This is a genomic window from Limimaricola litoreus (assembly GCF_024159025.1).
In the GTDB taxonomy this organism is placed as follows: domain Bacteria; phylum Pseudomonadota; class Alphaproteobacteria; order Rhodobacterales; family Rhodobacteraceae; genus Limimaricola; species Limimaricola litoreus.
Map to the genome: position 1 here is coordinate 1 of NZ_JAMYXC010000112.1, position 25308 is coordinate 25308.

At 67.1% G+C, this 25308-nt stretch carries 24 protein-coding genes; 7 read left to right on the forward strand and 17 right to left on the reverse strand.

Features of this window, described 5'->3' with window-relative positions; all coding sequences use genetic code 11:
- From NHG85_RS07365 to NHG85_RS07395, 7 genes are all read right to left on the reverse strand, one after another.
- Nucleotides 1–569: aldehyde dehydrogenase family protein (locus tag NHG85_RS07365; protein WP_253331164.1), on the reverse strand; the 569-nt coding region annotated here is incomplete at its 3' end.
- Nucleotides 570–736: 167 nt separating this feature from the next.
- Nucleotides 737–1483 (reverse strand): SDR family NAD(P)-dependent oxidoreductase, encoded by a 747-nt coding sequence (locus tag NHG85_RS07370; RefSeq protein WP_253331166.1) that lies wholly within the window; start codon nt 1481–1483, stop codon nt 737–739.
- A gap of 63 nt (nt 1484–1546) precedes the next feature.
- Complete coding sequence (locus NHG85_RS07375) at nt 1547–3880, reverse strand: DUF4962 domain-containing protein (protein WP_253331169.1); 2334 nt, start codon at nt 3878–3880, stop codon at nt 1547–1549.
- A gap of 74 nt (nt 3881–3954) precedes the next feature.
- Entirely contained in the window at nt 3955–5502 is a 1548-nt protein-coding gene (locus tag NHG85_RS07380; RefSeq protein WP_253331171.1) for an extracellular solute-binding protein, read from the reverse strand.
- A gap of 35 nt (nt 5503–5537) precedes the next feature.
- On the reverse strand, nt 5538–6416 hold the full coding sequence (locus NHG85_RS07385; RefSeq protein ID WP_253331173.1) for a carbohydrate ABC transporter permease: 879 nt from the start codon (nt 6414–6416) through the stop codon (nt 5538–5540).
- 13 nt (nt 6417–6429) lie between these two features.
- Entirely contained in the window at nt 6430–7422 is a 993-nt protein-coding gene (locus NHG85_RS07390; RefSeq protein WP_253331175.1) for an ABC transporter permease, read from the reverse strand.
- Nucleotides 7419–8528, reverse strand: a complete 1110-nt coding sequence (locus NHG85_RS07395; RefSeq protein WP_253331177.1) for an ABC transporter ATP-binding protein — start codon at nt 8526–8528, stop codon at nt 7419–7421. Before NHG85_RS07395 ends, NHG85_RS07390 begins: the two co-directional genes overlap by 4 nt.
- Nucleotides 8529–8833: 305 nt before the next feature.
- Here NHG85_RS07395 and NHG85_RS07400 point away from each other — a divergent pair, with 305 nt between their 5' ends.
- The gene (locus tag NHG85_RS07400) at nt 8834–9181 is read left to right on the forward strand and encodes a cupin domain-containing protein (protein WP_253331179.1); all 348 of its coding nucleotides are present in this window, start codon (nt 8834–8836) and stop codon (nt 9179–9181) included.
- A 54-nt stretch (nt 9182–9235) separates the two neighbouring features.
- On the opposite strand, the gene NHG85_RS07405 is transcribed toward NHG85_RS07400, so the two are convergent.
- Both NHG85_RS07405 and NHG85_RS07410 read right to left on the reverse strand, forming a co-directional pair.
- Entirely contained in the window at nt 9236–10021 is a 786-nt protein-coding gene (locus NHG85_RS07405) for a FadR/GntR family transcriptional regulator (RefSeq protein WP_253331181.1), read from the reverse strand.
- On the reverse strand, nt 9997–10755 hold the full coding sequence (locus NHG85_RS07410) for a ribonuclease activity regulator RraA (protein ID WP_370362993.1): 759 nt from the start codon (nt 10753–10755) through the stop codon (nt 9997–9999). The genes NHG85_RS07405 and NHG85_RS07410 overlap by 25 nt, the downstream gene beginning before the upstream one ends.
- A 171-nt stretch (nt 10756–10926) precedes the next feature.
- Between NHG85_RS07410 and NHG85_RS07415 the strand changes: the two genes are divergently transcribed.
- Together NHG85_RS07415 and NHG85_RS07420 are read left to right on the forward strand one after the other, a co-directional pair.
- A complete protein-coding gene (locus NHG85_RS07415; protein WP_253331183.1) occupies nt 10927–11124 on the forward strand; it encodes a hypothetical protein in 198 nt (65 codons plus the stop codon).
- 220 nt (nt 11125–11344) lie between these two features.
- A complete protein-coding gene (locus tag NHG85_RS07420; protein WP_253331184.1) occupies nt 11345–11845 on the forward strand; it encodes a MarR family winged helix-turn-helix transcriptional regulator in 501 nt (166 codons plus the stop codon).
- A gap of 74 nt (nt 11846–11919) precedes the next feature.
- Here NHG85_RS07420 and NHG85_RS07425 read toward each other — a convergent pair whose 3' ends face one another.
- The 3 genes from NHG85_RS07425 to NHG85_RS07435 all read right to left on the reverse strand — a co-directional run bounded on the left by NHG85_RS07425 (nt 11920) and on the right by NHG85_RS07435 (nt 14814).
- Nucleotides 11920–13179: a TRAP transporter large permease gene (locus tag NHG85_RS07425; protein WP_253331186.1), complete on the reverse strand. Its 1260-nt coding sequence runs from the start codon at nt 13177–13179 to the stop codon at nt 11920–11922.
- Entirely contained in the window at nt 13176–13763 is a 588-nt protein-coding gene (locus tag NHG85_RS07430) for a TRAP transporter small permease (protein WP_253331188.1), read from the reverse strand. The genes NHG85_RS07425 and NHG85_RS07430 overlap by 4 nt, the downstream gene beginning before the upstream one ends.
- Nucleotides 13764–13830: 67 nt before the next feature.
- Nucleotides 13831–14814 (reverse strand): TRAP transporter substrate-binding protein, encoded by a 984-nt coding sequence (locus NHG85_RS07435; RefSeq protein WP_253331189.1) that lies wholly within the window; start codon nt 14812–14814, stop codon nt 13831–13833.
- Between the two features lie 426 nt (nt 14815–15240).
- Here NHG85_RS07435 and repA point away from each other — a divergent pair, with 426 nt between their 5' ends.
- The 3 genes from repA (at nt 15241) to repC (ending at nt 18830) form a co-directional block, all read left to right on the forward strand.
- Nucleotides 15241–16434 carry a plasmid partitioning protein RepA gene (gene repA / locus NHG85_RS07440; RefSeq protein ID WP_253331191.1) on the forward strand — a complete coding sequence of 398 codons (1194 nt, stop codon included), beginning with the start codon at nt 15241–15243 and terminating at the stop codon, nt 16432–16434.
- Nucleotides 16435–16447: 13 nt separating this feature from the next.
- Nucleotides 16448–17440 (forward strand): plasmid partitioning protein RepB, encoded by a 993-nt coding sequence (gene repB, locus NHG85_RS07445; RefSeq protein WP_253331193.1) that lies wholly within the window; start codon nt 16448–16450, stop codon nt 17438–17440.
- A gap of 181 nt (nt 17441–17621) precedes the next feature.
- Complete coding sequence (gene repC / locus NHG85_RS07450) at nt 17622–18830, forward strand: plasmid replication protein RepC (RefSeq protein ID WP_253331195.1); 1209 nt, start codon at nt 17622–17624, stop codon at nt 18828–18830.
- A gap of 58 nt (nt 18831–18888) precedes the next feature.
- On the opposite strand, the gene NHG85_RS07455 is transcribed toward repC, so the two are convergent.
- The 4 genes from NHG85_RS07455 to NHG85_RS07470 all read right to left on the reverse strand — a co-directional run bounded on the left by NHG85_RS07455 (nt 18889) and on the right by NHG85_RS07470 (nt 23825).
- Nucleotides 18889–19959 carry a DUF1513 domain-containing protein gene (locus NHG85_RS07455; protein ID WP_253331197.1) on the reverse strand — a complete coding sequence of 357 codons (1071 nt, stop codon included), beginning with the start codon at nt 19957–19959 and terminating at the stop codon, nt 18889–18891.
- A gap of 1 nt (nt 19960) precedes the next feature.
- A complete protein-coding gene (locus tag NHG85_RS07460) occupies nt 19961–20944 on the reverse strand; it encodes an imelysin family protein (RefSeq protein ID WP_253331200.1) in 984 nt (327 codons plus the stop codon).
- The gene (locus NHG85_RS07465) at nt 20944–22497 is read right to left on the reverse strand and encodes a di-heme oxidoreductase family protein (protein ID WP_370362994.1); all 1554 of its coding nucleotides are present in this window, start codon (nt 22495–22497) and stop codon (nt 20944–20946) included. The genes NHG85_RS07460 and NHG85_RS07465 overlap by 1 nt, the downstream gene beginning before the upstream one ends.
- Before the next feature lie 74 nt (nt 22498–22571).
- The gene (locus tag NHG85_RS07470; protein WP_253331202.1) at nt 22572–23825 is read right to left on the reverse strand and encodes an imelysin family protein; all 1254 of its coding nucleotides are present in this window, start codon (nt 23823–23825) and stop codon (nt 22572–22574) included.
- 218 nt (nt 23826–24043) lie between these two features.
- Here NHG85_RS07470 and NHG85_RS07475 point away from each other — a divergent pair, with 218 nt between their 5' ends.
- Entirely contained in the window at nt 24044–24220 is a 177-nt protein-coding gene (locus NHG85_RS07475) for a CsbD family protein (protein ID WP_253331204.1), read from the forward strand.
- Between the two features lie 36 nt (nt 24221–24256).
- On the opposite strand, the gene gntR is transcribed toward NHG85_RS07475, so the two are convergent.
- A complete protein-coding gene (gene gntR / locus NHG85_RS07480; RefSeq protein WP_253331206.1) occupies nt 24257–25267 on the reverse strand; it encodes an HTH-type transcriptional regulator GntR in 1011 nt (336 codons plus the stop codon).
- Nucleotides 25268–25308 lie beyond the last annotated feature (41 nt).

Here is a 25308-nt window from a genome sequence, read left to right on the forward strand (position 1 = left end):
ATGTCGGCGACGCCGGGGTGGGCCGAGTGGCCCTTGACCACGACGGGGCAGCCCGCTGCCAGCGCCGCCGCCGTGTCGCCACCGGCCGAGGAGAAGGCGAGCGGGAAGTTCGAGGCGCCGAAGACGGCGACGGGGCCGATCGGGCGCTGCATCATCCGCAGCTCGGGGCGCGGCAGCGGCTGGCGCTCGGGCAGCGCCGGATCGTGGCGCAGGTCGAGATGCTTTCCCGCCTCGACATGATCGGCAAAGAGGCCCAGCTGCGCCACGGTGCGGCCGCGCTCGCCGTTGAGCCGCGCCTCGGGCAGGCCGGTCTCGCGCATGCCGATCTCGGTGATCTCGGCCCCGCGCGCCTCGATCTCCTGTCCGATGCGGCGCAAAAACGCCGCGCGCTGCGCGCCGCTGGTGGCGGCATAGCTGGCAAAGGCGGCTTCGGCGGCCCGGCAGGCGCGCTCCACCAGATCGGGGTTGCCGGCCTGAAAACTCTGGGGCGCGCCGTCGATCGGCTGGTTGTCGAAGGTCGCGGTGCCGTCGAGCCAGTCTCCGGCGATCAGGTGCTGTCGTTTGAGCATGAAGTGCTCCTTGTCAGTTGGCGTCGGCGGGCCGTCGCGGGCGCAGTGCGCGGGCGGACGGTATGAGATCGGAGGGGCGAGCGGGCCGCCTTCATGGTTGGTGGCGGCGCTTCGAGCCATGAGAGGAATGGACGGGGCCGCCCTTGAAAGGCGGCCCCGGGGGAGGATCACGAAAACAGCATGCCGCCGTTGATGTCGACATTGGCCCCGGTGATGAAGGCCGCCGCGGGCGAGGCGAGGAACACCGCGAGATCGGCCACCTCCTCGGAGGTGCCTTCGCGCTTCAGCGGCGTGTTGCCCGCCACCATCTTGCGCACCTCGGGCTTGGTGAAGATGTTGTGGAAATCGGTGTCGATCATGCCGGGGCACAGCGCGTTGACGCGGATGTCGGGGGCCAGCTCCTTGGCCATGCCACGGGTCATGGTCATGATCGCGCCCTTGGCCGCGCCATAAGCCAGCGCGCCGCCGCCGCCGCCGTCGCGGCCCGCCTGGGAGGCCATGTTCACGATCGCGCCGCCCTCGGTCATGTGCGGCAGCGCCGCCTGCACCAGCAGCAGCGCCGAGGTGACATTGACGTCCATCACCGCCTGCCAATGCTCGACCGTCAGCTCGGGGATGGTCTTGCGCGCGATGAGCCCGCCGGTGATCGGCATGACCACGTGGATCGCACCGTAAGCCTCGGCAGCGGCGGCGACGAAGGCCTTGACCTGCTCGGGCTCGGTCATGTCGCCCTGCATAGCGAAGGCGCGGCCGCCCATCTCCTCGATCTCGCGGACGGCGGATTGCGCGCCGTCGCCGCTCTTGTAGTAGTTGATCGCCACGTTAGCCCCCGCCTTGGCGAGGCGGATGGCGCAGGCGCGGCCGATGTCGCGGCCCGCGCCGGTGACGATGGCGGTTTTTCCGGTGAGATCCATGTCGTGTTCCTTGGATATGAGTGGGAGGCTACCGCCCGGCGCGCGGGCTAGGCGGCAAGGATGTCAGGTGCGCGCGAGCTTCTTCACCACGCGCTTGAAGGTGCGCTCCTCGGCGTCGGTGAAGTAGAGATCGCAGTCGTAGCCCTGATCGTCGAGGAAGTGGAAGATCCGGCGCGGCGCGTCGAGCCGGTAGGGCACGAGCAGCGTCGCGATCCGGTGGCGCGTGGCCTTGGGAAAGCGCGCCGTCAGGCAGGTGCTCTCGGGCAGGCCCTCGTATTCCTTGGGATCGACGCCCTCGAAGCCGGTCTTCTGCTCCAGCCGCGGCATCCCCGCCTCGGACCAGACGACCTGCCCGTAGAAGCCCGCCTTCTGGCCGGTGTAGCGGAACGAGGCCTGGCCCAGGTCGAAGGGGCCGTTGGCGTGCAAGAGCCAGTCGATCGAGACGGGCGTCTCGGCATCGATGCTGTCGACGATGACGAAATAGCTGTCATGGACGAAATGCACCTCGCGGCTGACGCTGGTCACCTCGGGGCTGAGCGAGCGGTAAGCGGCGGTCGCGTCGCCGTGGATGTAGATATCATCGCCGCGGTCCTCGGCAGTGATGATCCGGCCCGTGGCGGCCATGGCGCGGGCCTTGTCCTTGTCGGCATACTGCCCCTTGCCGTCGATCAGGATCGCGTTCTTGGAGCGCGTCTGCCGCCGCCAGCCCTGATGCATGGTCGAATTGAAGGCGACGTAATGCCCCGACTGGATCGCCAGATCCTCGCCAAAGGCCGAAAGGCAAAAGGCGTTCTGGTCGCCGTGGCTGTGGCTGATCGAGCCGAAGGGCGAGGATTTCATCACGAACTGCAGGTGCCGGTCGGGGTCGTCCATCCGGCTCTGGATCGCGGCCCAGCCGATCCCCTCGAACCAGCGCAGCCGGTCGTTCGGCCCCGGTGCGGCCCCCTCGACCTGCGGCCAGTCGTGGCGATACATCAGGTCGTCGAAGTTGAGATCCCACCAGCCGTAGTTGTAGAACGCTCCCTCGGTGCCCGGATCGTTGCGGCAGATCTCGTCGAAATACCACTGGTAGGCCGGGTTGCCGGTGACACCGGCGTATTGGCGCAGGTTGTAGCCGATCTTGAGGCAGGGCAGATCGCCCATGGTGCTGTCGTCGCCGAAGGTGGCGCGGCGGGTGTCGGGCGCCTTGGTGTAGAGCGGGAAATCCCCGGTCTTCTGGAAGAAGGGCCGCTCGTAGAGGTTCAGCCCCGTGAAGGACTTCAGCAGGTTGGCCGCCTCGACCAGATAGGCCATGCCGGTCATCCAGTAATGCGGCCCTTCGGCCCAGCCGCCCTCCTTGTCGCCCCAGGGCGAATAGACGGTCCAGAGGAACTCGATCGAGTAGTCGAGCCACTCGCGCGCCTCGGGCTCTTCGTCCAAGAGCGCGATGCAGGCGGGCACGAGCACGGCGGAGACCGAGCGCACCGCGTGGCTGTCATAGGGAAAGAGGTGGATATGCGCGTGGCGGATCACGTGATGCGCCACCTCGCGGGTGCGGATCAGCAGCGCCTCGCGCACCCGCGCCTCCTCGTCCTCGTCGAGCACGTCGCGCAGCCAGTCATAGCCCCAGGCCAGTGCCACGGCGACGCGGAAGGCCCATTCGTCGGTATAGCCGCGCGAGGTGGTCCCCGAAGGGTCCCAATCGGCCGCCGAGAGCAGCCATTCCTTGGCGCGGGCGACCATCGCCTCGTCTTCGAGCACCTTGCCCGCGATGGCGAGGTGGCGGATCGCGTAGATCAGCTCCTGGCAGTCGATATAGGTCTGCCGCCAGATCGGCGCGGTGCGGGTGTTGTTCGGATATGGCGCGGGCTCGGCCATGATCTCGCGGTCGAGCCAGGGCTTGACCGACTTGTCGAAGAACTTTTGCCAGTTGCAATGCTCGGGATCGGCGGCGACCGCCTTGCGGAAGGCCTTCAGCTCCTCGGGCCCGAGCCAGAGGCGCGGATGCGCCATGTCGGCGTTCGCGTAGCGCTCGGCCCGGCCCGGCAGCGGCGTCTCGGGCAGCCCCTCGGGCAGATCGAAGCTGCGCGACGCGCTCCAGCGGGTGGCCGGGCGCTTGGCGCCTTCGTCCCACACCGCGTAGGACCAGTGGTAGCGCCCGGGCGCGAGGGCCTTGTCGGGCGTCAGGAAATTGAGCGGCAGATCGGTGAAGAGCTGCGTCGCGCCGTCGGAATATTCCGCATCGGTCGAGAGGCGCAGCACGTAGCGCGCGGCCTCGTCGACCACCGGCAGCCAGGTGAAGCGCGGCGGGTTCTCGGTCAGCGCCGCGCCCTCCTCGGGGGCGTAACGGATGTTGAGCCGGCCGGCGGCGGGTTCGTCGAGATAGGCGGTCTTGGGGTCGGCGGTCATGGTGGCCATGCGCTTGCATCCTTGGTCGAATGTGTCGGGCGGGGCCGCGGGGAGCGATCGTCGCCCCCCGCGGCCGCTTGGCGTCAGCTGTCGTACTGGCGCTCGTAGGCGGTGTTCATCACCTCGAGCACCTCGTTCAGCCCGCGCTTGTCGAGCTGGGCCATGTAGCTGTCCCAGTCTTCCTCGACGTCGCCGGTGCCGAGGATCCAGGCCTGCTGGCGCTCGAGCATGTAGGTCAGGATCGAGGGCCAGTAGCGGTCGTAGACGGCCTGCTCCTCCTCGTTGAGCGTCACGCCGAGGAATTGGTCGATCAGCAGGTCGTTGGCCTCGTAGAGCTCGATCCCCTCGCGGGCGGCCTCCGAGGTCCACTGCCACTCATAGGCATAGTCCATGTAGAAGCCGCGCGGGATCTGCGCGCCGATCTCCCACATCTGGCTGTTGACCGGCTGGTCGTTGTTCAGCACCGCGTCGGTATAGACCGGCTCGCCGTCGACCATCTCGTAGTGCTGGCCCTCGACGCCGAAGTTCGACAGGCGGCGGCCCGCTTCGGTGAACCAGAAGTCGAAATACTTGATCGTCTCGACGGGGTGCTCGTTGGCGTAGCTGATCGCCCAGCCATCGGGCTTGAGCGGCGTGCGGCGATGCTCCTCGATGCGCTGGCCCGAGACGCTCTCTGGCGGTAGCATCGGCGCGAATTCGAAGCCCGGCACCTTCTCCTGCAGCGCGTCGTTGTAACCCGAGGTCGAGGCGAACCAGTCATGCGTCACGCCGCCCAGGTTCTCCGACAGCAGGTATTCGCGCGCGCTGGAGCCACGGGTGAAGATCTCGGGGTCGATCAGCCCTTCGGCATACCACTTGGCGAGGTTGCGGATCCCCTCGCGGTAGCCTTCGGTGGCGTAGGGATGCCTGATCTCGCCATCTTCGACGAAGAAGTCGTGATAGGTGTCCGAGCCCGAGGAGCGGCCGTCCCACAGGGTGACGAAGCGGATGAGCTCCTCCCACTGGCGCTCGAAGATCGGGATCTCATCCTTGACACCGTTGCCGTTGGGGTCCTGATCGCGGAAGGCCACCAGCACCTGGTAGAGCTCCTCGACATTGTCGGGCCGCTCCAGCCCCAGCGCGTCGAGCCAGTCCTGGCGGATGAACCAGGCGCGGCCGAACTTGCCGTCGGGCAGGTAGGGCACGTAGTAGATATTGCCGTCCCACGACGCCATCGCGTCGCGCAGCTCGGGGCGCTCGTCGAGCACGGCCTGAATGTGGGGCGCGTGCTCGGCGATCAGGTCGCCCAGCGGAAGGAAGGCGCCCTCGGGGCCGTACTGGTTGACCTTGTCCTTGATGCGGTTGCCGCCGACGATGTCGGGCAGGTCGCCCTGCGCCAGAAGCAGGTTCATCGCCTCGTTGTGGTCGGGCGTGTTGCGGCCCGCGGTCTCGTCGACGAGGTGGATGCCGGTCATCTCGCGCGCCGCCTGCTCGACGGGGTAGTCCTCCTCGTAGCCCTGGTTGCGCGGCCAGTGGAAGTGGACGCTGAGTTCGAGCGGCTCCTCGACGATCCGGTGATGCTCCTCCGCAAAGCCCGGCTGGGCCAGCATGGTGGTCGCCAGAAGCGCGGCGGACAGTGTCGTTTTACGCATGGTTTTCCTCCCAAATCGCATGTCTGTCTTGCGGGTCATTCCTTCACGCCTCCCAGCAGGATGCCCTTGTTGAAGTACTTCTGGACCCACGGGTAGATCAGCAGGACCGGAATGATGGAGCAGACGATGATCGCCGCCGTAACCGTCTCGACCGAATAGGCGGCGTCGATCAGCGTGCTGGTGAATTCCTCGTCGTCCGACAGCTCGGCGATGAGCTGGCGCAGGTAGACCTGCAGCGGGATCTTGTCCTCGCTCTGCAAGAGCACCATCGCCCAGAAGAAGCCGTTCCAGCGCGCCACGATGCAAAACAGGGTGATCGTGGCGATCGCGGGCTTGGACAGCGGCACATAGACCTTCCACAGCACCTGAAACTCGTTGGCGCCGTCCATCCGCGCCGCCTCCTCGAACGACGACGGAATGGATTCGAAGAAGTTGCGCAGCAGGATGATGTTGAAGGCATTCAGCGCGAAGCCGATGATGATGCCGAAGTAGCTGTCGAGCAGCCCCAGATCGCGCATGTTGAGGAAGAACGGGATGAGCCCTGCGTTGAACCACATGGTGAAGGCCACGAAGAGGTTCCAGAACCGCCGTCCGATCAGCTGCGGACGCGACAGCGCATAGGCGCCGGGGATGATGATCAACAGGCTCACCGCCGTGCCGCCGAAGGTGTAGATGAAGGTGTTGCCGTAGGAGCGCCAGAACTCCGGCTCGCTCAACACCCGCTCATAGGCGGCAAGGGTGAACTCCACCGGGGTCAGCACCACCGTGCCGGCGGCCGCCGCGAAGCCCGAGCTGAAGGAGACCCCGGCGATGTAGAGGAACGGGTAGAGCGTCGCGATCGTGAACAGCCCCACCAGGACCATGTTGGCGATCACGAACCACTTGTCGCCGCGTGAATAGAGATTCATCTTCATGGCTTTGCCCTCCTCACCACAGCGACGTGCGCGACACGCGCTTGGAGATGGTGTTGGCGGTCATCACCAGGACGAAGGCGACGACGGCGTTGAACAGGCCGGCCGCGGCGGCGAGGTCGTATTGCCCCTGCTGCAGGCCCTGGCGGTAGATGAAGGTGTTGATCACATCCGCCGTCTCGTAGGTCGCGGGCTGGTAGAGCAGGATGATCAGCTCGAAGCCCACTTCGAGCAGGTTGCCGATGCGGATGATCAGCATGATGATGATCGTGGGAAGGATCGACGGCAGCGTCACCTTCCACATCATCTGCCAGCGGCTGGCGCCATCGACCACAGCACTCTCGTAGAGCGAGGGGTTCACGCCCGCGATCGCCGCGAGATAGACGATCGACTGGAAGCCCGCCTCCTGCCAGATGCCCGAGCCCACGAAGATCGGCCGGAACCATTCGGGCTTGGTCAGGAAGTAGACCGGGTCCATCCCGAACCATTCGAGCACGGCGTTGACGATGCCCGCCGATGGCGAAAAGGCCGTCATCACGATGCCCGCGATGATCACCGTGGAGATGAAGTGCGGCAGGTAGACGATGGTCTGCGCGGTGCGCTTGTAGGTCTGGTTGAGGATCTCGTTGAACATCAACGCAAGGATGATCGGCGCGGGAAAGCCGAACAGCAGCGTGAAGAAGCTGATGATGACGGTGTTCTTGATCGCCCGCAGGAACTGGTCGTTGCCGAACAGCGTCTGAAAATGCTCGAAGCCGATCCAGGGGCTGCCGTCGATGCCGCGGAAGATCGAGTAATCCTTGAAGGCGATCTGCAGCCCGTACATCGGCTTGTAAAGGAACAGCCCGAACCACAGGATCGTCGGCAGCAGCAGCACGTAGATCTGCCATTCGCGCTTGAAATGATCGCCAAGCCCCGTGGCCCGGCGGCGGACCCGGTCGCGCAGCGCCTCTCGCGCCTCGACGACCAGTTCCTCGGTCGAGGGACCGATATGCTCTTGCTGGCTCATGCCGCCACCCCCATCCGGGCGGCTCCCAGCACCCGGCCGGTCTCGTGGTCAAAGACCTTGATCCGCTCGGGCGCCACGTGAAAGGCATCGACGTCTGCAAGATGCGCGGTGTCGCCGCCGGTCTCGGCCTTGATGACAAAGGGGGTCTCGCCGATCGAGCTGTGCAAGAGCGCCTCGGAGCCCAGCGTCTCGATCAGGTCGAGCTCGACCGGCACGGCGGAGGCGCCGGGCATCGGCTCGATCGAGGCGTGCTCGGGGCGGATGCCGATGATGACGCGGCGGCCTTGCGCGTTGCGCAGGCTGTCGAGCGCCGGCAGCGCGATCCGCGCGCCATTGGCGACGGCGACGGGGCCGCGCTCGCCCATCTCGACCACCGCCTCGAACTGGTTCATCGGCGGCGAGCCGATGAAGCCCGCGACGAAGGTGTTCACGGGGTCGTTGAACAGCTCCATCGGCGTGCCGATCTGCTCGATCCGCCCGTCGCGCATCACCACGATGCGGTCCGCGAGGGTCATCGCCTCGACCTGATCGTGGGTGACATAGACCGAGGTGACGCCGAGCCGCTTGTGCAGCCGCTTGATCTCGGCGCGCATCTGGGTGCGCAGCTTGGCGTCGAGGTTCGACAAGGGCTCGTCGAAGAGGAACACCTCCGGGTGGCGCACGATGGCGCGGCCCATGGCGACGCGCTGGCGCTGGCCGCCCGACAGGTCGGCGGGGCGACGGTCGAGATAGGGGGTCAGCCCGAGGATGCCCGCGACCTCCTCGACCGAGGAGGCGATCTCGGCTTTCGGCGTGCGGCGGATGCGCAGGCCGAAGGCGATGTTGTCGGCGACGCTCAGATGAGGGTAGAGCGCGTAGTTCTGGAACACCATCGCTACGTCGCGGTCCTTCGGGGCCACGCGGTTCACGACCCGGTCGCCGATCCGGCAGGTCCCGTCCGAGATCTCCTCGAGCCCCGCGATCATGCGCAGGGTCGTGGACTTGCCACAGCCCGACGGCCCGACCAGCACGACGAATTCCTTCGGCGCGATCTTGAGGTCGATCCCGTGGACGACTTCGAGCGCGCCGTAGCGTTTGACGATTTTATCGAGACTTACGCCTGACATGGTCCCCTCCCTTTGCACCCCGACGTGGAAGCACTGTCCGATGGGATAGAGGATTCGTAACGACCGATCAATACAAATATTGACAACTAGCGCGTAAACCGGCAATCAACTCTTCACAAGATCGCCTTGGCGGCGGCGGAAACGCTTCGCTGAAGCGCTGCCAGTAGTATGATTTTGATGCGCTTTATTCACCCGAAAGCCCGGCGAGGGCCCTACTGAAACCGGATTTACAACCAGCCACTTCGAACCGGCGACAAGTTCGCAAGATTTGTTCGCCGCCCACCGAAACGTCAGAGGAGACGATGATGCAAGTGAACAGCGACACCCCCGACGCCTGGATGACCTCCGGCCCCGGCGCGCAGCGGCGCATCCTGTGCGAGGACGCCGATCTGATGATGGTCGAATTCCGCTTCGAAAAGGACGGCCGCGGCTTGCCGCACCATCACCTGCATGTGCAGACGACCTATGTGACCTCGGGGCTGTTTCGCTTCACCGTGGCCGGCGTCACCCGCGATCTCGGCCCCGGCGACGCGATGCTGATCCCCTCGAACGCAGAGCATTCCTGCCTGTGCCTCGAAGAGGGCGTGCTGATCGACGCCTTCACCCCGCGCCGCGACGATTTCATGGAAGCGCACGGCCTGCCCAAGGGCTGAACGCGAAAGGCCCCCGCACTGCGGGGGCCATCGGGGCCGCTCTGCAAGGGCGTATCAGGCCTGCCCGATGTCGCCGTCGAAGACCCGCCTGCGGGCGCTTTCGATATGGTTGCGCATCGCGCGGCGCGCCGCCTCGCCGTCACGCGCGGTGATCGCGGCGAAGATCGCGTCATGCTCGGCCTGCACCATCGCAAGCCGCTCCTGCGACTTGGTGAGCGACAGGTTGCGGGTGAGGTTGAGGCCGGTGAGGATGTTGGCCTTCATCGAGTTGCGCGCCGACATGAAGTAATGGTTGTCCGAGGCCGCGCAGACGGCGGCGTGGAACGCCTCGTCGGCATCGACGCCAAGCTCGCCGGTGCGCACGCAGCGGTCGAGCTCCTCCAGCGCCGTCTGGATCTGGCGCAGCTCGCGCTCCGAGCGGCGCTGCGCGGCCAGAAACGCCGCTTCGCCCTCGATCGCGGCGCGGAACTCGAAGGTGCGCTGGATGTCGGCGATCGAGCCGATGGGGGCGAAGTCGAGCACCGCCTCCTCGGGCTTGCGCCGCACGAAGGAGCCCGAGCCCTGCCGCGAGACCACGACCCCGTCCTCGCGCAGCTGCTTGAGCGCCTGGCGCAGCACCGGACGCGACACGCCCATCTCCACGCTCAGCTCGTGTTCGGTGGGAAGCTTCTCGCCCACGGGGAAATCGCCGCGCACGATCCGGGCCAGCACGTTCTCATAGACCGTGTCGGCCAGCGTCCGGTCGCGCGTGTCGCGCGCCGCTCGCGCGGGGGTGGGCGGCGCCGCGCCGTCGGGGCCGCCCGTGGAGGAAAGCTCTATCGCCCGTTTGCCTGTCGCCATGCGCTGTACTTCCCCTTGGTGGCCGGATCGGTCGGCGGATAGAGACCGAAGGTCGAGGCGCCCTTCTGGACCTCCTCCATCACGAAATCCTCGAAGGAGGTCATCTCGACGGCCTCTTCCGCGACTTCATCGGCAATATGCCTCGGAATGCATACAACGCCCTCGTTGTCCCCGACAATGACGTCGCCGGGAAAAACCGACACGCCGCCGCAGGCGATCGCATCGTTGACCGCCACCGCGTGGTGCTTGGTGAGGTTGGTCGGCGCGCTGGGGCGCGAATGATAGGCGGGCATCTCGAGCTGCGCGATCTCGGGCGTGTCGCGAAAGCCGCCGTCGGTGACGATGCCGCGGCAGCCGAGCTGCTGCAGCCGCGTGGCGAGGATGCAGCCCGCCGAGGCCGCCGTCGCGTCGCCGCGCGAGTCGATCACGAAGATCGCGCCCTCGGGGCATTCCTCGACACCCTTGCGCTGCGCGTTGTCGCGGTCGGCAAAGCTTTCGAGCACGTCGAGATCCTCGCGCGCCGGGATGTAGCGCAGCGTATAGGCCAGCCCGACCATGTTGCGCCCCGCCCGAAGCCGCTGCGGCCCCTGCAGGTAGATGTTGCGAAAGCCGCGCTTGAACAGCGCCGTGGTCAGTGTCGCGGTGCTGACCTGCATCAGCCTCGCATGGGTCTGTTCCCCAAGCGCCGTCATCTCCATCGTCTCCTCCTGCCGCCACCGGGCGAACCTCTGCATTGCCCCGTCACCCTAGCCGCCCGGCCTCCATATTGTCAACATTTGTAATTCATGATTTGACAAGATATCGCCGCCCGCTGCCGGCCCCTGCGACTGATTAGCCTGATTTACGGGGATTCACAAGGTCTCCCTGCGTCACGGCAAAGTCCGTTGCAATTTTTTGTAAAAGTCATGACGGGTAATAATTACAACTTCGAGGCAGGACACGAACATGTCCATAAGCCTGTCCTGACCGGCGCCAGTGCCGCAAAGGAATGGCGCAGCTGGAACAGCCCTGTCGAGGATCACCCGCTGAGCCACGGCATGGAGCGCGTCGGCGAGGGCCCGATCGAGACCCCCGAGGACGTCGCCGGCATGAAGCTGCGGTGATGAGCAACGACCTCTTCGTCGGCATGATCGAGGCAATGAGCGACAACGCCAACCCGATGGCCTTCGCAGAGGTCTCGGCCAGTCCCACCCGGCGGTCAACGCGCCGCGCGCCGGCCCATCCGGGCCGCGCGAGGAGTCGCCTCCGGGTGTTTCAGGCTCGCCTCCCTTCGTGCTAGGGGAGGCGAGCCGATTTGTTTGAGTGGGAACGGGGCAGGGCGAGATGGCCGATGAGCGCGAGGCGGAGGGCAGGCAGCCGCCAAAGCAGGAGACCGAGCAGGAAACCGAACAGGGCGCCGAGACCCCATCGCGCCGCGGCTACGCGCTCGACGCGCAGATCGGCTACTTGCTGCGCCGCGCCCAGCAAAGGCATCTGAGCATCTTTCACACCCACATGGCCGAAGGTCTGACCTCGCAGCAATTCGCCGTGCTCGCCAAGCTCAGCGAGGTGGGGGAGATCTCGCAGAACGCCCTCGGCCGCCAGACCTCGATGGACCAGTCGACGATCAACGGCGTGGTGCAGCGCATGGTCAAGCGCGAGCTGGTCAGCAAGAAGAAATCCGCCACCGATGCGCGGATGATCACGCTGGAGCTGACGCGGGAGGGGCGGCGCGTGCTGGCCCGCGTGCTGCCGCTCGCCGCCGAGATCACCCAGCTCACCCTCGCGCCGCTCTCCGACAAGGATCAGGCAAGGCTGCTGAAGCTGCTGCGCAAGATCTGCTGAACGCGCTGCCCCTTTCTCAATGACAAAGGCCCGGCCATATCGTGACCGGGCCCTCGTCCTGCGTGCGCCAGGACCTAGAGCAGCGCCAGGCTGAGCTGCGGGAAGATCGCCAGCAGCACCAGCGCGAGGCCGGTCACGCAGAAGAAGGGCAAGGAGACCTTGATCACCGAAACCGGGCTGATATTGGCCGCGTTGGCCGCGACGTAGAGCCCGATCCCCACCGGCGGCGAAAGCAGGCCGAGGATCAGGTTGACCGAGACCACCACCCCGAAATGCACCGGGTCGATGCCGTAGACGTCGGTGGCGATCGGCAGAAGGATCGGCACCACCATGATCAGCGCCGGGATGCCGTCGATGATCGTGCCGACGAGCAGCAGGACCAGCATCACCAGCAGCATGAAGCTGACCGGGCTCGTCGCCACCGACTGGATCCAGGCCGCCACCGTCTGCGGCACCTGGCCAAAGACCAGCACCCAGGAGAACACCCCCGCCGCCGCGACCAGGAACAGCACCAGCGCCGAGTTGATGCCGGTCCGAAGCAGGATCGGCCCCATGTCAGAAAGCTTCAGCGTCCTGGTGACGAAAAGCCCCAGCAGCGCCGCGCAGAAGGCGCCGAGCGCCGCCGCCTCGGTCGGCGAGCCAAAGCCGCCGGTGATGGTGCCGATGATGATCGCCGGGATCGTCAGCATCGGCAGCGCGCCGCGCACAGCCCGGCCCCGCTCGGCCCAGCTGGGGCTCTTCGAGGGCGGATAGGCATAGCGGCGCCCCAGAAGGGCGATGGTGCCGAGAAACAGCGAGGTCAGGATCAGCCCCGGGATGATCCCCGCGACCAGCATGTCGCGCACCGCCAGCTGCGCCAGCACCGCATAGACCACGAAGACGATCGAGGGCGGGATGATCGGGCCCAGAAGCCCGCCGAAGGCGGTGACGGCGGTGGAGAAGTCGCGCCGATAGCCCTCGCGCTCCATCTCGGGCACCATGACCTGCGTCATCATCGCGATCTGCGCCGTGGCCGAGCCGAGGATCGAGGCGACCATCATGTTGGCCAGCAGGTTCACATAGGCCAGCCCGCCGCGGATGTTGCCGATGAACACCGCCGCGAGGCGGATCAGCCGCTGCGTGATGCCCGAGCCGTTCATCAGCTCGCCGATCAGCACGAAAAGCGGGATCGCCAGCAGGCCGAAGTTGTTGAGCGCGTTGAACATCTGCAACGCGAAGCTGTCGAGCAGGATCGTGTTGCCCGAGGAGACGATGAAGGTCAGCGCGGCCCAGCACAGGATCAGCCCGATCGGCATGCCGACGAAAAGCAGCGAGGCAAGGACGAGCATGGTCATGGCGGGGCCTCCGAAAGCGCCAGTCCGGCAGGGTCGGCGCGGCGTCCGACCAGCCCGAAATCCTCGGCCAGATTGGTCAGCGCATGCACGCTCAGCGTCAGCGCGAACCACGGCATCACGAGGTAGAACCAGTAGGAGGGCACGGCCATGACCGGCGTGGTGTCGGTATAGATGAAGTTGAAGCTCTGCATCTCGAACTCGGCCACGTCGAAGCCTGCCTCCATGAGCCCGGCCGGGTCGAACCAGCGCAGGCAGAGCCAGAAGAGCACCATGCCGAAGGCCGCGGAGCCGGTCGAAACCAGGATGCGCAGCACCCGCGCCACATTTTCGGGCACGACCTCATGCGCCAGCAGCACCGCCGGGTCGATCCGGGCGCGCAGCATGAGAGAGGCGCCGATGAAGCCCGACAGGATCATCGCATGGACCGCCAGCTCGTCGGCCCAGGCGATGGTGATCCCGAAGACGCGCAGGCCGACGTTGAGCAGCACGAAGGTCGCGATGATCAGCACGAGCAGACGCAAGAGCCCGCGCTCGACCCAGGCAAGGCCCGAGGACAGGCGATGGAGAAGAGATCCGATGGTCATCCGATGTCCGATGCGGCGCGAAGAGGCGATGCGGCGGGACCGGCCTCGGGCCGCCCCGCCGCGCGGTTCAGAACGTGGCGACGAGGTCGCGCATCTTCTGCACATAGGGCGTCTGCTCGGCCCATTCGGCGTCCCAGCGCTCGACCACGTCGCCGAAGAAGGCGGGGTCCACATCCTCGGTGATGGTCAGCCCCTCGACCGCCTTGAGCGTCTCGAGCTTGTCGGCCTCCTTGGCGACGAAGCGGTCGATCGTCTGGTCGCAATGCGTCTGCGAGGCCTCCTGCAGCAGCGCCTTGTCCTCGTCCGACAGCTGCGCCCAGACCCGGCCCGAGACCAGCGCGACCATGCCGAACAGGTGGTGGTTGGTCTCCAGCATGTGGCTGGCGTGATCGTGGTAGCCGAAGTTGATGATCGACTCGTAATCCATGTCGATCGCGTCGATCTGGCCGTTGGCGAGCCCGTCATAGACCTGCGTCAGCGGCATCGGCGCGGGCGCGGCCCCGAGCATCTCGAAGAAGGTCTTGATCGGCGGGGCGGGCGTGATCCGGAACCGCATCCCGGCCAGGTCCTCGGCCGTCTCGACCGGCTCCTTGGTCATCAGCTGGCGCATGCCGGTCATGGCGTAGCACAGCCCCACCGTGCCGGTGGCGCGGGGCAGCTTGCCCAGGATCTCGCGCGCCTCGTCCGAGCGCAGCACCTTCGCGGCATCCGCGATGTTGTCGACCAGAAAGGGCGCGTGCAGCGCGCTCATGTCGGGCACGCGGGTGGTCAGTTCGGCCGTGGTCAACCAGGCCATGTCGAGCGCGCCGGTCTGCAGCTGCTGGAGCATCGCGCTTTCCGAGCCGAGCTGGCCCGAGGGAAAGGTCGTCACCGAAAGCCGCCCGTCGGACATCTCCGACAGCGTCTCGCCAAGCCCGCGGGCCTCTTCGTTCCACACGTGAACGGGCGGCGTGATGAGGCCGATGCGAAACGCGCGCTCCTGGGCAATGAGCGTGGCGGGCAGCGCCGCGCAGGCTGCCAGGGTGGTAAGGGCAAGCGCCTTCAAAGACATGTGTGAGCCTCGTTTCCAGTCGGGGACCGCGGTGATCGATCGGGAATACCGTGCATAATTTTGTTCGTATACAAATGAAACAAGCAGTTCCCTTCCAAGTCAATGGCTTTGATGCCCGCACGGCGCGGCCGCGCCCAAGCCGCGTGGATATCATGGCAACTTCACAGCCTCTCCCACCAACCGGAAAGGCAACTTGCCGCGAATCCGGGCAAGCTGCGAACACCATCCCTCCGTCCCGGCCCCTTCAAGCATGACCGGCAATGCCGCATGGGGCGTGACATCTGGCGCGGAAACGTGAATTCCTCTTGCAAGACTCGGCCCGCCCCGTCAATAGTCACGAAGCCGTGTCGCAAAACGTCCGAATCCGTGAGCAATTTCGAGACGGCAGGGCCAAAGACCAATGAATCAAGGTGATGGACGCGACTCGTGCAGCTTCAGAATACCAGAGACGAAGATGAGCTGAACGCCGTCATCCGCGATCATTCCGAGCGGCTGACCGCGCAGCTCCACGCCCAGGCCGAAAGCCTGTTTCCGCCCGACGCCTCCAAGGAAATGCGCCGCTTCACCTCCGGCGAGGCCGCGGTGCTGCTCGGGGTCAACGATTCCTACCTGCGCAAGCTGCATCTCGACGGCAAGGGCCCCTCGCCCATGGTCACGCCCGGCCATCGCAGGCTCTATTCCGCGCAGGACCTGCGCGAACTGCGCGTGCTTCTGGAAAAGACCGCGCGCAAGCGGCGCGGCGATTACCTGCCCGGCCGCCGCGAGGGCGACCATCTTCAGGTCATCGGCGTGATGAACTTCAAGGGCGGCTCGGGCAAGACAACGAGCTCGGCCCATCTCGCGCAGCGGCTGGCGCTCAAGGGCTACCGCGTGCTGGCGATCGACCTCGACCCGCAGGCCTCGCTCACCGCGCTGCACGGGGTGCAGCCCGAGTTCGACCTGCTCGAAGGCGGCACGCTCTACGACGCCATCCGCTACCACAACCCGGTGCCGATCGCCGACGTCATCCGCCCCACCTACATCCCCGGCCTCGACCTCATTCCCGGCAATCTCGAACTGATGGAGTTCGAACACGAAACGCCCCGCGCGCTGGCCCAAGGCGAGGCGGGGCTGTTCTTCTTCCGCGTCAAGGAGGCGCTGTCGCAGATCGAGGATCGCTACGACGTGGTGGTGATCGACTGCCCGCCGCAGCTCGGCTTTCTCACCATGTCGGCGCTGTCGGCGGCGACCGGCGTGCTGGTCACCATCCACCCCGAGATGCTCGACGTGATGTCGATGTCGCAATTCCTGCGCATGACCGCCGATCTGATGGATGTGATCGCCGAAAGCGGCGCCGACATGAAGCACGACTGGATGCGCTACCTGCTCACCCGCTACGAGCCGACCGACGCGCCGCAGAACCGGATCGTCGCCTTTCTGCGCATGATGTATGGGGACAAGGTGCTCAACGCGCCGATGCTGAAATCCACCGCCATCTCGGATGCCGGCCTGACCAAGCAGACGCTCTACGAGGTCGAGCGCAGCGCCTTCACCCGCTCGACCTATGACCGCGCGATGGAAAGCGTCAACGCGGTCAACGACGAGATCGCCGCGCTGATCCAGAAGACATGGGGAAGATGAGGGGAACGCAGGAATGAGCGAGAACCGCAAGAAACGCATGTCCATGCTCGACGGCCTCGCCGCCGCGGGCTCCACCTCGCGCAACACGCCGATGATGTCCTCGAACCGCGCCCTGCGCTCGGCCCGCGACGCGGTCGACAGCCACCGCGTCTGGGAAATCGACCCCGCCCTCGTGGATGACATGCGCACCCGCGACCGGCTCGACCCGGCGGATGTGCTCGACCTGCGCGACGCGATCGAGGCCAATGGCCAGACCGTGCCGATCCTCGTGCGCCGCAACCCCGAGAAGGACGGCCGCTACCTGCTGGTCTACGGTCGCCGCCGTCTCGAGGCGATCCGCGGCTCCGACAAGGTCGACAAGGTCCGCGCGCTCATCGCCTCGCTCGACGAGCGCGACGCCATGACCGCGCAGATCTCCGAGAACATGGCCCGGCGCGATCTCTCCTTCATCGAAAAGGCGCTTTTCGCCCAGGGCCTTGTCGAGAACGGCTTCGGCAACCAGAGCCAGGTGGCCGAGGTGCTGACCGTGTCGAAATCCTCGGTCTCCATGGCGATCTCGGTGGCCGAGATCATCGGCCGCGAGCTCGCCACCGCGATCGGCCCCGCCCATGGCATCGGCCGCCCCCGCTGGGAGACGATGGCCCGCGCGATCGAGGCCAGCGGCGCGGACCGCGCCGCCTTGGCCGATCTGGCCGAAGAGGTCCACACCGCCGCGCAGGTCGCCGAAGTGCGCGGCGAGGCAAGCGACGAAGACGCCTCCGTCGCCGCCTTCGAGGCGGTGCTGAAGCGGCTGTCCCCCGCCCCTGCCCCGCGCCGGGCCACGTCGAATGCGCCCAAGCGCCAGACGTTGCAGATCGAAGGCCGCAACGCCGGCACGCTGCGGCGCACCGCGAAGGGGCTGGATCTGCAGCTGAAGGATCCCGGCTTTGCCGACTGGATCGATGCCGAGGCGCAGGCGATCGTCGAAGAGCTTCACGCCCGCTGGAAGGCGCGCGCCGAAGACTGAACCCCGAACCGAAACCGCAAGAGAAGGAGCACGAGCCAGACAAAGAAAGAGCCCCGTAAAGCTAATAAAGCTCCACGAGACCCCAACTTGATCTTTGCACCCTCAAGTTAGTCTCGCGAGATGTTCTGCGCAAGTCGTTATCGATTCGCGTTGCGGGATTTTTTGTCTTCGTGATCGAAACATGGGCTATCATTCCCTCACGCCTTTCGGGCGAACGGAGCGGACTGTCCGCACCGCGCTCGAAAACCATCGCCCCCGCGCTCAGACCCCCGGCACTCAGGCCCCCTGCCCGATCGACAAGTGGCAGATCCTGCGCGACCTCACCGCGGGCCGGACCCGCTTCGGCCTGTCGGACCGCGACATCACCGTGCTTCAGGCGCTGCTGAGCTGTCACCCCGACACCCGGCTCGACGCCTCCGCCCCGCTCATCGTCCACCCCTCCAACGAGACGATCTGCGCCCGTGCGAACGGCATGGCCTGCTCGACCATGCGCCGCCACCTCGCCAAGCTGGTGGCCGAGGGCTTCCTGCTTCGCCGCGACAGCCCCAACGGCAAGCGCTACGCTCGCCGTATCGCCGGGGCCAAGATCGCCTTCGGCTTCGACCTCTCGCCGCTGCTGCACCGCGCCGCCGAGATCGCCGAGGCCGCCGAGAGCTGCCGGGTCGAGGCCGCCGAACTTGCATCGCGGCGTCAGACCGTCAGCCTGCTGCGCCGCGACCTCTCGGCCCTGGTCGAGCTGGCCGGGCTGGAGGGCATCGACGCCCCTGCCCTGCCCCGTCTGTCCGATCTGTCCCAGGCCGTCGCAGCCCAGCTGCGCCGCAAGCTCAACCTCGAAACCCTTGCCGCGATCGAGCTGTCCCTGCGCGACGCCATCCGCGAAACCGCGCGCCTGCTTGACCTCTCATCAACCATTTCGAGCAACACTGACGCCCGAAATGAGCAGCACCAACAGAAGACAAATAAAGATCTTATTGATCTTGAACCGGCGCAGACATCCGAGCGCATCGAAACACCGCCACCGGCCCGAGAGGCAGCCAACCTCGCACCGGATGCAAAGAAGACCAGCCCGAGCCTGCCACCGCTGCGCCTCGTGCTTCGCGCCTGCACCGAGGTCGGCGTTTATGCGCCAGATCCCATCGCCGACTGGCACGGCTTCATGCGCGCGGCCGACAAGATCCGCCCCATGACCGGCATTTCCCCCGCCGTCTGGGACGAAGCGAAAGGGATTCTGGGCAAAGAACAGGCCGCCACCGTGCTAGGCGCCATGCTGCAAAGGTTCTCGGCGATCCGAAACCCCGGCGGCTATCTCAGAAGCCTCGTGACGAAGGCCAGAGGCGGCGCATTTTCACCAATGCGGATGATCATGGCCCTCCTGCCCGACCCGGTCTGAGTTCACAGTTGTGAACGCCGCGGGAGATTTGAACAGGCAAGGTGAGCGCGAAAAGCCGTCAGCTGATCGCAACGAGATGGTTGTCCCAGGCATTCTCGTGCCGCGACAAGGTGACGAGCCCCTTCGCTCCGGCGGCCATGACACCGCCAAGCCCGTCGGTCGCCAGGAAGCCATTCGAAGCCGGGGCAACACCACAGATGTCGGCACGCGAAAGGCTTTCGACGGAGCCCTCTCGGTCGAAGACATGCAGCCGCCCGCCAAGCGGAGAGGTGATGGCCACGCGCTCACCTGCCCCGTCGAAGGCCACGCTGCCGGCATAGCCCTGCATCGCGATCTGCTCGGCGAGATCGGCCGAAAGCAGGCGCGGGACCGCACCGCGACGATGTAGGCCGAGGAGAGGAACCTCCGCCATCGCGTCGCCCTGCCACTGCATCGCGAAGGCCACCTCGCCCGTGCCGCTGACGCCCAGATGCCTGATCGAGTTCCGGTGCAGATCCGGTTCCAGCTCGATCCCCTCCTGCGGGCCATGGTCGAGATCGACATAGGCAAGGTTCGGGCGCATCGTACCGAGATTGAGCTTCTCGCGGCCTCTTGCGGGATCGGTGCGGATGCCGCCATTGGCAACCACGAGGGTCCGCGTACCAAGTTGGCGCAACTCGTGCGGGCCGATGCCACCCGAGGCGATCTCGCCGATCCGGGCATAGCCCTCTGCGCGCGACCACAGCCCGATCCGCCCCTCTCCGGTCGCGATGTCGTTCTCGGTGGTGCAAAGGATTTCACCGTCTTCGAGGAAAGCGCCGTGGCCGTAGAAATGCCGCCCTTGCGGCGATTGCAGCCGGTGCAGCACCCGGCCAGAAGCGCAGTCGATCACCAGCGCAAAGGTGCCCGGCCTGCGGGCGAAGGCCACAGCCTCGGGGGCGACCGGATGGGCGGCGGCGGCGTGGCCCCGGTCCGGCAAGGGGACCCGGAAGACCGCCTGCCCCCCGGCGGAAAGGCCGAACAGCGCGAAACTGCCATCGGGCGTGCGGGCGGCAGCGAGGTAGGCGGGTGCGCCGGCATCGGCCCAGACCGGGCGCGGCAGAGCCGAGGCGGCGAGCATGGAGGCGAGGAAGCGGCGGCGGCTGGTCATCTCAGTCGCCATCCGTGGCGTTGAACCCCGCCGAGATACCGAGCGGCGCGCCGATCTCGTTGGCGACGGGGCCTGAGATGGCAGTGATGCGCTGCTGCAGGATCTCGATCCTGAGCCGTTCCTGCGGATCCTCGACCCCGGCAAAGACCGCGTCGAGCGCTGTGGTGGCATCGAGCGCGGTCTCGAAGGCGGCTTCGGTCTGCGGGATCGACGTGTCCGCCAGCGCACGGGCAAGGTCGCGCAGGGCGACGAGCGATAGCTTCACATTGCGTAAGGAACGTTCGGCGTAGCGGGCTTCGGCGCGCGCGGGGCGCGGGCGGTCGAAGCTGCCCAGAGGCTGGCCGAGGCGCTGGTCGGCGTTGAAGGCGAGGCCGGTGGTCAGCGCGGTATAGAGCGCCTGCTGCGCCTCGCGCGGGGCGCGGTAGGTCGCATTGTCGGCTTCGATCATCGCGGGGGCATGGTCGGCGCGCCAGTCCTGGGCCAGCTCATCTGCCATGCGCGCCAGATCGACCGAAATGGCGCGGGCAAGGGCGCAGCGGTAATCGTTCTCGACGTAATCGGCCATGCCCGGCTCGAACAGGAGCCGCTCCAGCGCAAAGAGCCCGCGCGCCGCGACCGAGACCTCGGCGAAGGCCTGCGGATCATCGACCGCCCCGTCGGCATCGGCGATCAGCGCATCGGTGCTGCGCGCCACCATGCCGCGGGTGTCGGGCCAGAAGGCGATGGCCAGCGCGCGACCGTCCTCCTCAAACGGGCCGAAACGGAGGTGACCGACGCCAAGCCAGGCGTCGAAGGCCGCGTGATAGGCAGGGCGCAATGCTGCAGCGCGGCAATCGGCGAGAGCCGTCTCGGACAGTGCGGCACTCGCCTCGGCGAAGCGGTCCATGCCGGGCAGGACGTGGTCCTCCACCGCATCGGGCACGCCCGCCGGGGCGGCCCCGGCGGCGGCGATCAGGGCGAGGGCGGCGGCGAGGCGGCGCGTCATCATAGGCTCTCCAGATATCGGATCAGGGCGTCGCGATCGGCTTTCGGCATTTCGGCGACGCGGGTCTTGGCGGGGTCGGCCTCTCCGCCATGCCATAATATGGCTTCGAGAAGCGAGCGGGCGCGTCCGTCGTGCAGGAACTGGGTATGACCATTGACCAGCTCCGTCCGCCCGATGCCCCACAAGGGCGCGGTGCGCCATTCGCGCCCCGAGGCCAACCCCTCGGGGCGGTGGTCGGCCAGACCTTCGCCCATGTCGTGCAGCAGAAGGTCGGTCATCGGCCAGATCAGCTGAAAACTCTGCTCGGGCTGATCGGTGAGCCTGTGGGTCACGTGCTTGGGCGTGTGGCAGGCGGCACAGCCGGTCTCGTGGAAGATCTGCTTGCCGCGCAGCACCTGCGCGTCACCCACGTCCGGGCGCTCGGGCACGGCGAGGTTGCGGCTGTAGAAGGTGACGAGATCGAGCGCCTCGGCGTCGACTTCCGTCTCGCGCGCGTCGCCATCGCCATGCGGGGCGCTGCGGCAGGCGGGCTGGCCCTCGGTGCAGTCACCGAAGGGCGCGTCGAAGATCGGGCTGGAAATGCCGATGTCGCCCGCGAAGGCCGAGGCCGATTGTTCGCGCAGCGTCGGCGCGCCCGCCTTCCAGCCGAAGCGGCCGAGCATCGGGCGGTCGAACTCGAAGGACCAGACGATCTGCGCGCGCCCCGAGATGCCGTCGCCGTCGCGGTCCTCGGGGTCGGCGAGAGCGAGGATGTCCTCGGCCGGGATCGCCTCGAGCAGGCCGAGCCCGATCATCGGCGGGGCGACGCGGGGGCTGAGCATCAGATCGGGGTGGGGGGCGCCGTAGCCCGGATCTTCGATGGCGTAGCTCGGGCGGCGCAGGCGGGCGGTCTCGCCGTCCGAGAGGGTGACCTCGAACTCCTCGTATTCGACCCGCATCTGCCCCTCGGCGGCGTGGCCCTGCACGGCGAAATCCTGCAGCTGACCGCCATATATGGGGTCTGGTCGGGTGCGCGCGCCATCTTCGCCGATCGACAGCAGGAAGGCCTCGATCTCGCTCATTGCCTCTTCGGGGGCGGCGGGGACCGAGAGGCGCAGGAACATTGAGACAGTGTCGTCGTCTGGCCCCTCGGGCGGATGGCCGCGCCCGTCCTTGAGGTGGCAGCGCTGGCAGGAGCGGGCGTTGTAGAGCGGGCCGAGGCCGTCGGAGGCCAGCGTCGAGGCGGGCGAGGAGACCCAGAGCTTCTTGAACAGCCCGTTGCCGATCTTGAAATCGAGCTCGCGCTCGAAGGGGATATTGCCGGAGGGCTGGGAAAAGGCGTCGGGCGTGGTGCGTGCGCGCACGCTGGCCGCGCCGCCGGGCTTGGCCTCGAAGGGTTCGGGCGCGGCGAAATCCGCGGGGGGAGCGGTGACGGCAATGATGCGCGCGCGCTCTTCCGCGCTGCGCGGCAGCACGTCGAGATGCGGCGCGGTGAGATCGGCGGTGCCGGGCCCCGCCAGCGGCGCGGTCAGGGGGAGCGCGGTGGCGCACAGCAGGGTGAGGGTCTTGCGCAGCACGGAAACGCCCCGGTTTTGTCTCTGAATGCCGCGGGCGCGCGAGCGTGGCCGCGCGCCCGCGGGAGGCGGGCTTACTGGAAGACCGCGTCGGGGCTGTCGAGGCTGTCGGAGCCTGCAAAGCCGATCTGGTCGAGGCCGAGTGCGGCGACCGCGCGCTCGATCGAGCGGGTCTGATCGACCAGCGCGTCGACCGCGCCCATGATCAGCGCCTCGCCCTCGGCATTGCCGCGTGCGAGCATCATGTCGTAGCTGAAGCCTGCCTCGGCGGCGGTCTTGATCCGGCCAAGTTCGATCATGGTGGTGTCGATATCGGCGCTCAGCTCGGCCGCGACATCCGCATCGGCGGCGGCGAGAAGATCGGCCAGCGAGGGGCCGGAGACGAGGCGGCCATCGGTGCGCAGGTATTCGCCGTGATAGACGTTCCGCATGCCCAGACCGTCGTAATAGTGACTGTTGTGGGTGTTGTCGGAGAAGCAGTCGTGCTCTTCCTCGGGGTCGTTGAGCATGACGCCGAGCTTCATGCGTTCGCCCGCCTGCTCGCCATAGGAGAGGCTGCCCATGCCGGTCAGCATCACCGCCACGGCGGCCTCGGGGTCGGCCATGAGGGTTTCGCGCGCGGCGCCCGCTTCGGTCCATTGTTGGGCCATCCAGTCGAGATCCGAGACGAGAAGCTCGGTCGCGGCGGCGAGGTAGTCTGCGCGGCGGTCGCAATTGCCGCCGGTGCAGTCCTCACCCGTGGCGTAATCGGTCCAGGGGCGGGCGCCCGCGCCCGGCGCGGTGCCGTTGAGATCCTGGCCCCAGAGCAGGAATTCGATCGCGTGGTAGCCGGTGGCGACATTGGCCTCGACGGCATCGGCCTCGTGCAGGGTCTGCTCAATCAGGGCGGGGGTGATTTCGGTGGCGTCGATCTCCTCGCCCGAAAGGGTGAAGCGCGGGTTGGCGATCACGTTGAGGCCGGCGAGCTGGTTTTCGGCGGAGGGGGTGTCGCCGTCGACGTAGTCGATCAGCCCCTCGTCAAGCGGCCAGGCGTTCACCCGGCCCTCCCAGTCATCGACGATCGGGTTGCCGAAGCGGAAGACCTCGGTCTGCTGGTAGGGCACACGGGCGGCGAGCCATGCGGCTTTCGCCGCCTCGAGCGCCTCGGCGGAGGGGGTTTCGATCAGCGCGCGGGTGGCGTCCTGCAGCGCGCGGGCCTTGAGCAGGCTGTCCTCGTAGCCCGCGGCGGCGATGTCGGCATAGGTGGCGACGACCTCCGCGCGGTCCTGCGCCACGGCGGGAGCGGCGAAGGCCAGCAGCGCCGGGAGCGCGGTAAAGATGCGTGTCATGATGTCCCTCCGGGGGTGTTTTCCGTGCTTCCCAATTTCCTGACCATAATGGTAAACATTGTCAACCGGAGGCGGGGCGGCTTTTGGGTATATCCGAGATCGTCTGTCGGGAATCGTGTGGGCAAGGTGAACTGATGCGCGGCGCGGCGCGTTTGGTGGGCAAGCGGGGCAGGGGGCAAAGCGCCCCTCGCCCGCATCACCAAGGCGAGGAGCACGACATGAGCGAGAGCGAAGACAAGGCCAAGGGCGCCGCGAACAAGACCGTCGGCGCGGCCAAGGACAAGATCGGCGAGGCCACGGACAACAAGGACCTGCAGGACGAGGGCAAGGCCCAGAAGCTCAAGGGTCATGGCCAGAACCTCAAGGGCGAGGCCAAGGGCGCGCTCGACGATTGAGACGTGATCGGCGCGCCCCCCATGGGGCGCGCCTTGTCAGCTCGGGCCGCCGGTGCTGCGGCGGGCCTGGACCTGCGGCTTGAGATCGATGAGTGCGGGGCCGGGATCGCGGCCATCGAGCCTCGCGCGGATCATCCGCGCCGCCCGCACCCCCATCTCGAAGCGGTTGGTACGCACCGAGGTCAGCGCCGGTTCGGCGGCGTGCATCATCTCCAGATCGTTGAAGCCGCAGATCCCAAGCCGTTCTGGTACGGGGAACCCCATGCGCATCGCCTCGAACAGCGCGCCCATGGCGAGGTCATCGTTGTTGCAGAACACCGCGTCGGTTTCGGGCCGCCGGGTCATGAGGGCCCGCAGCAGGGCCGCGCCACCACCGACGCTCGACGGGACCGGGGTGGTTTCGCAGCGCTCGGGGTCGAAGACGCCGCCCGCCTCGGCCTCGGCGCGGAACCCGGCAAAGCGGCGCTGCGTGCGCGGGTCCATCCGCGCGCCGAGAAAGCCGGGGTTGCGGTAGCCCTGCGCGATCAGGTGCCGCGTCGCGGCGGCGGCGGCGTCGTGATGCGAGAAGCCGACCATCATGTCGACCGGGTCGGGGCCGGTCTCCATGACCTGCACCACCGGGCAATCGGCGCGCTCCAACAGGCGGCGCGCGGCGGGCGTCTGGTCGATGCCGGCGACGATCAGCCCGGCGGGGCGCTGGCGCAAAAAGACGCCGAGCAGCTTTTCCTCGGTCGCGGGCTCGTAGCGGGTGATGCCGTATTGCAGGTCGAAGCGGGTCTCAGAAAGCTCGTCGTAAAGCCCGGTCAGCACGTCGGTGAAGACGGCGTTGGTGGCCGAGGGGATCAGCACGCCGATCACGTCGGCGCGGCCGGTGGCCAGCGCCCGGGCCGCGGGGTCGGGCACGTAGCCGAGGGCTGCCACGGCGGCATCGATGCGGGCGCGCGTGTCGGGCTGCACCGTGTCGGGGCGGCGCAGGGCGCGGCTGACCGTGATCGGCGAAACCCCCGCTTGTGCCGCGACCTCGGCCAATGTCACCCGTTTCGCCATTTCGCTCCCCCTTGACGGATGACAGCGCTGTCATCTAATGA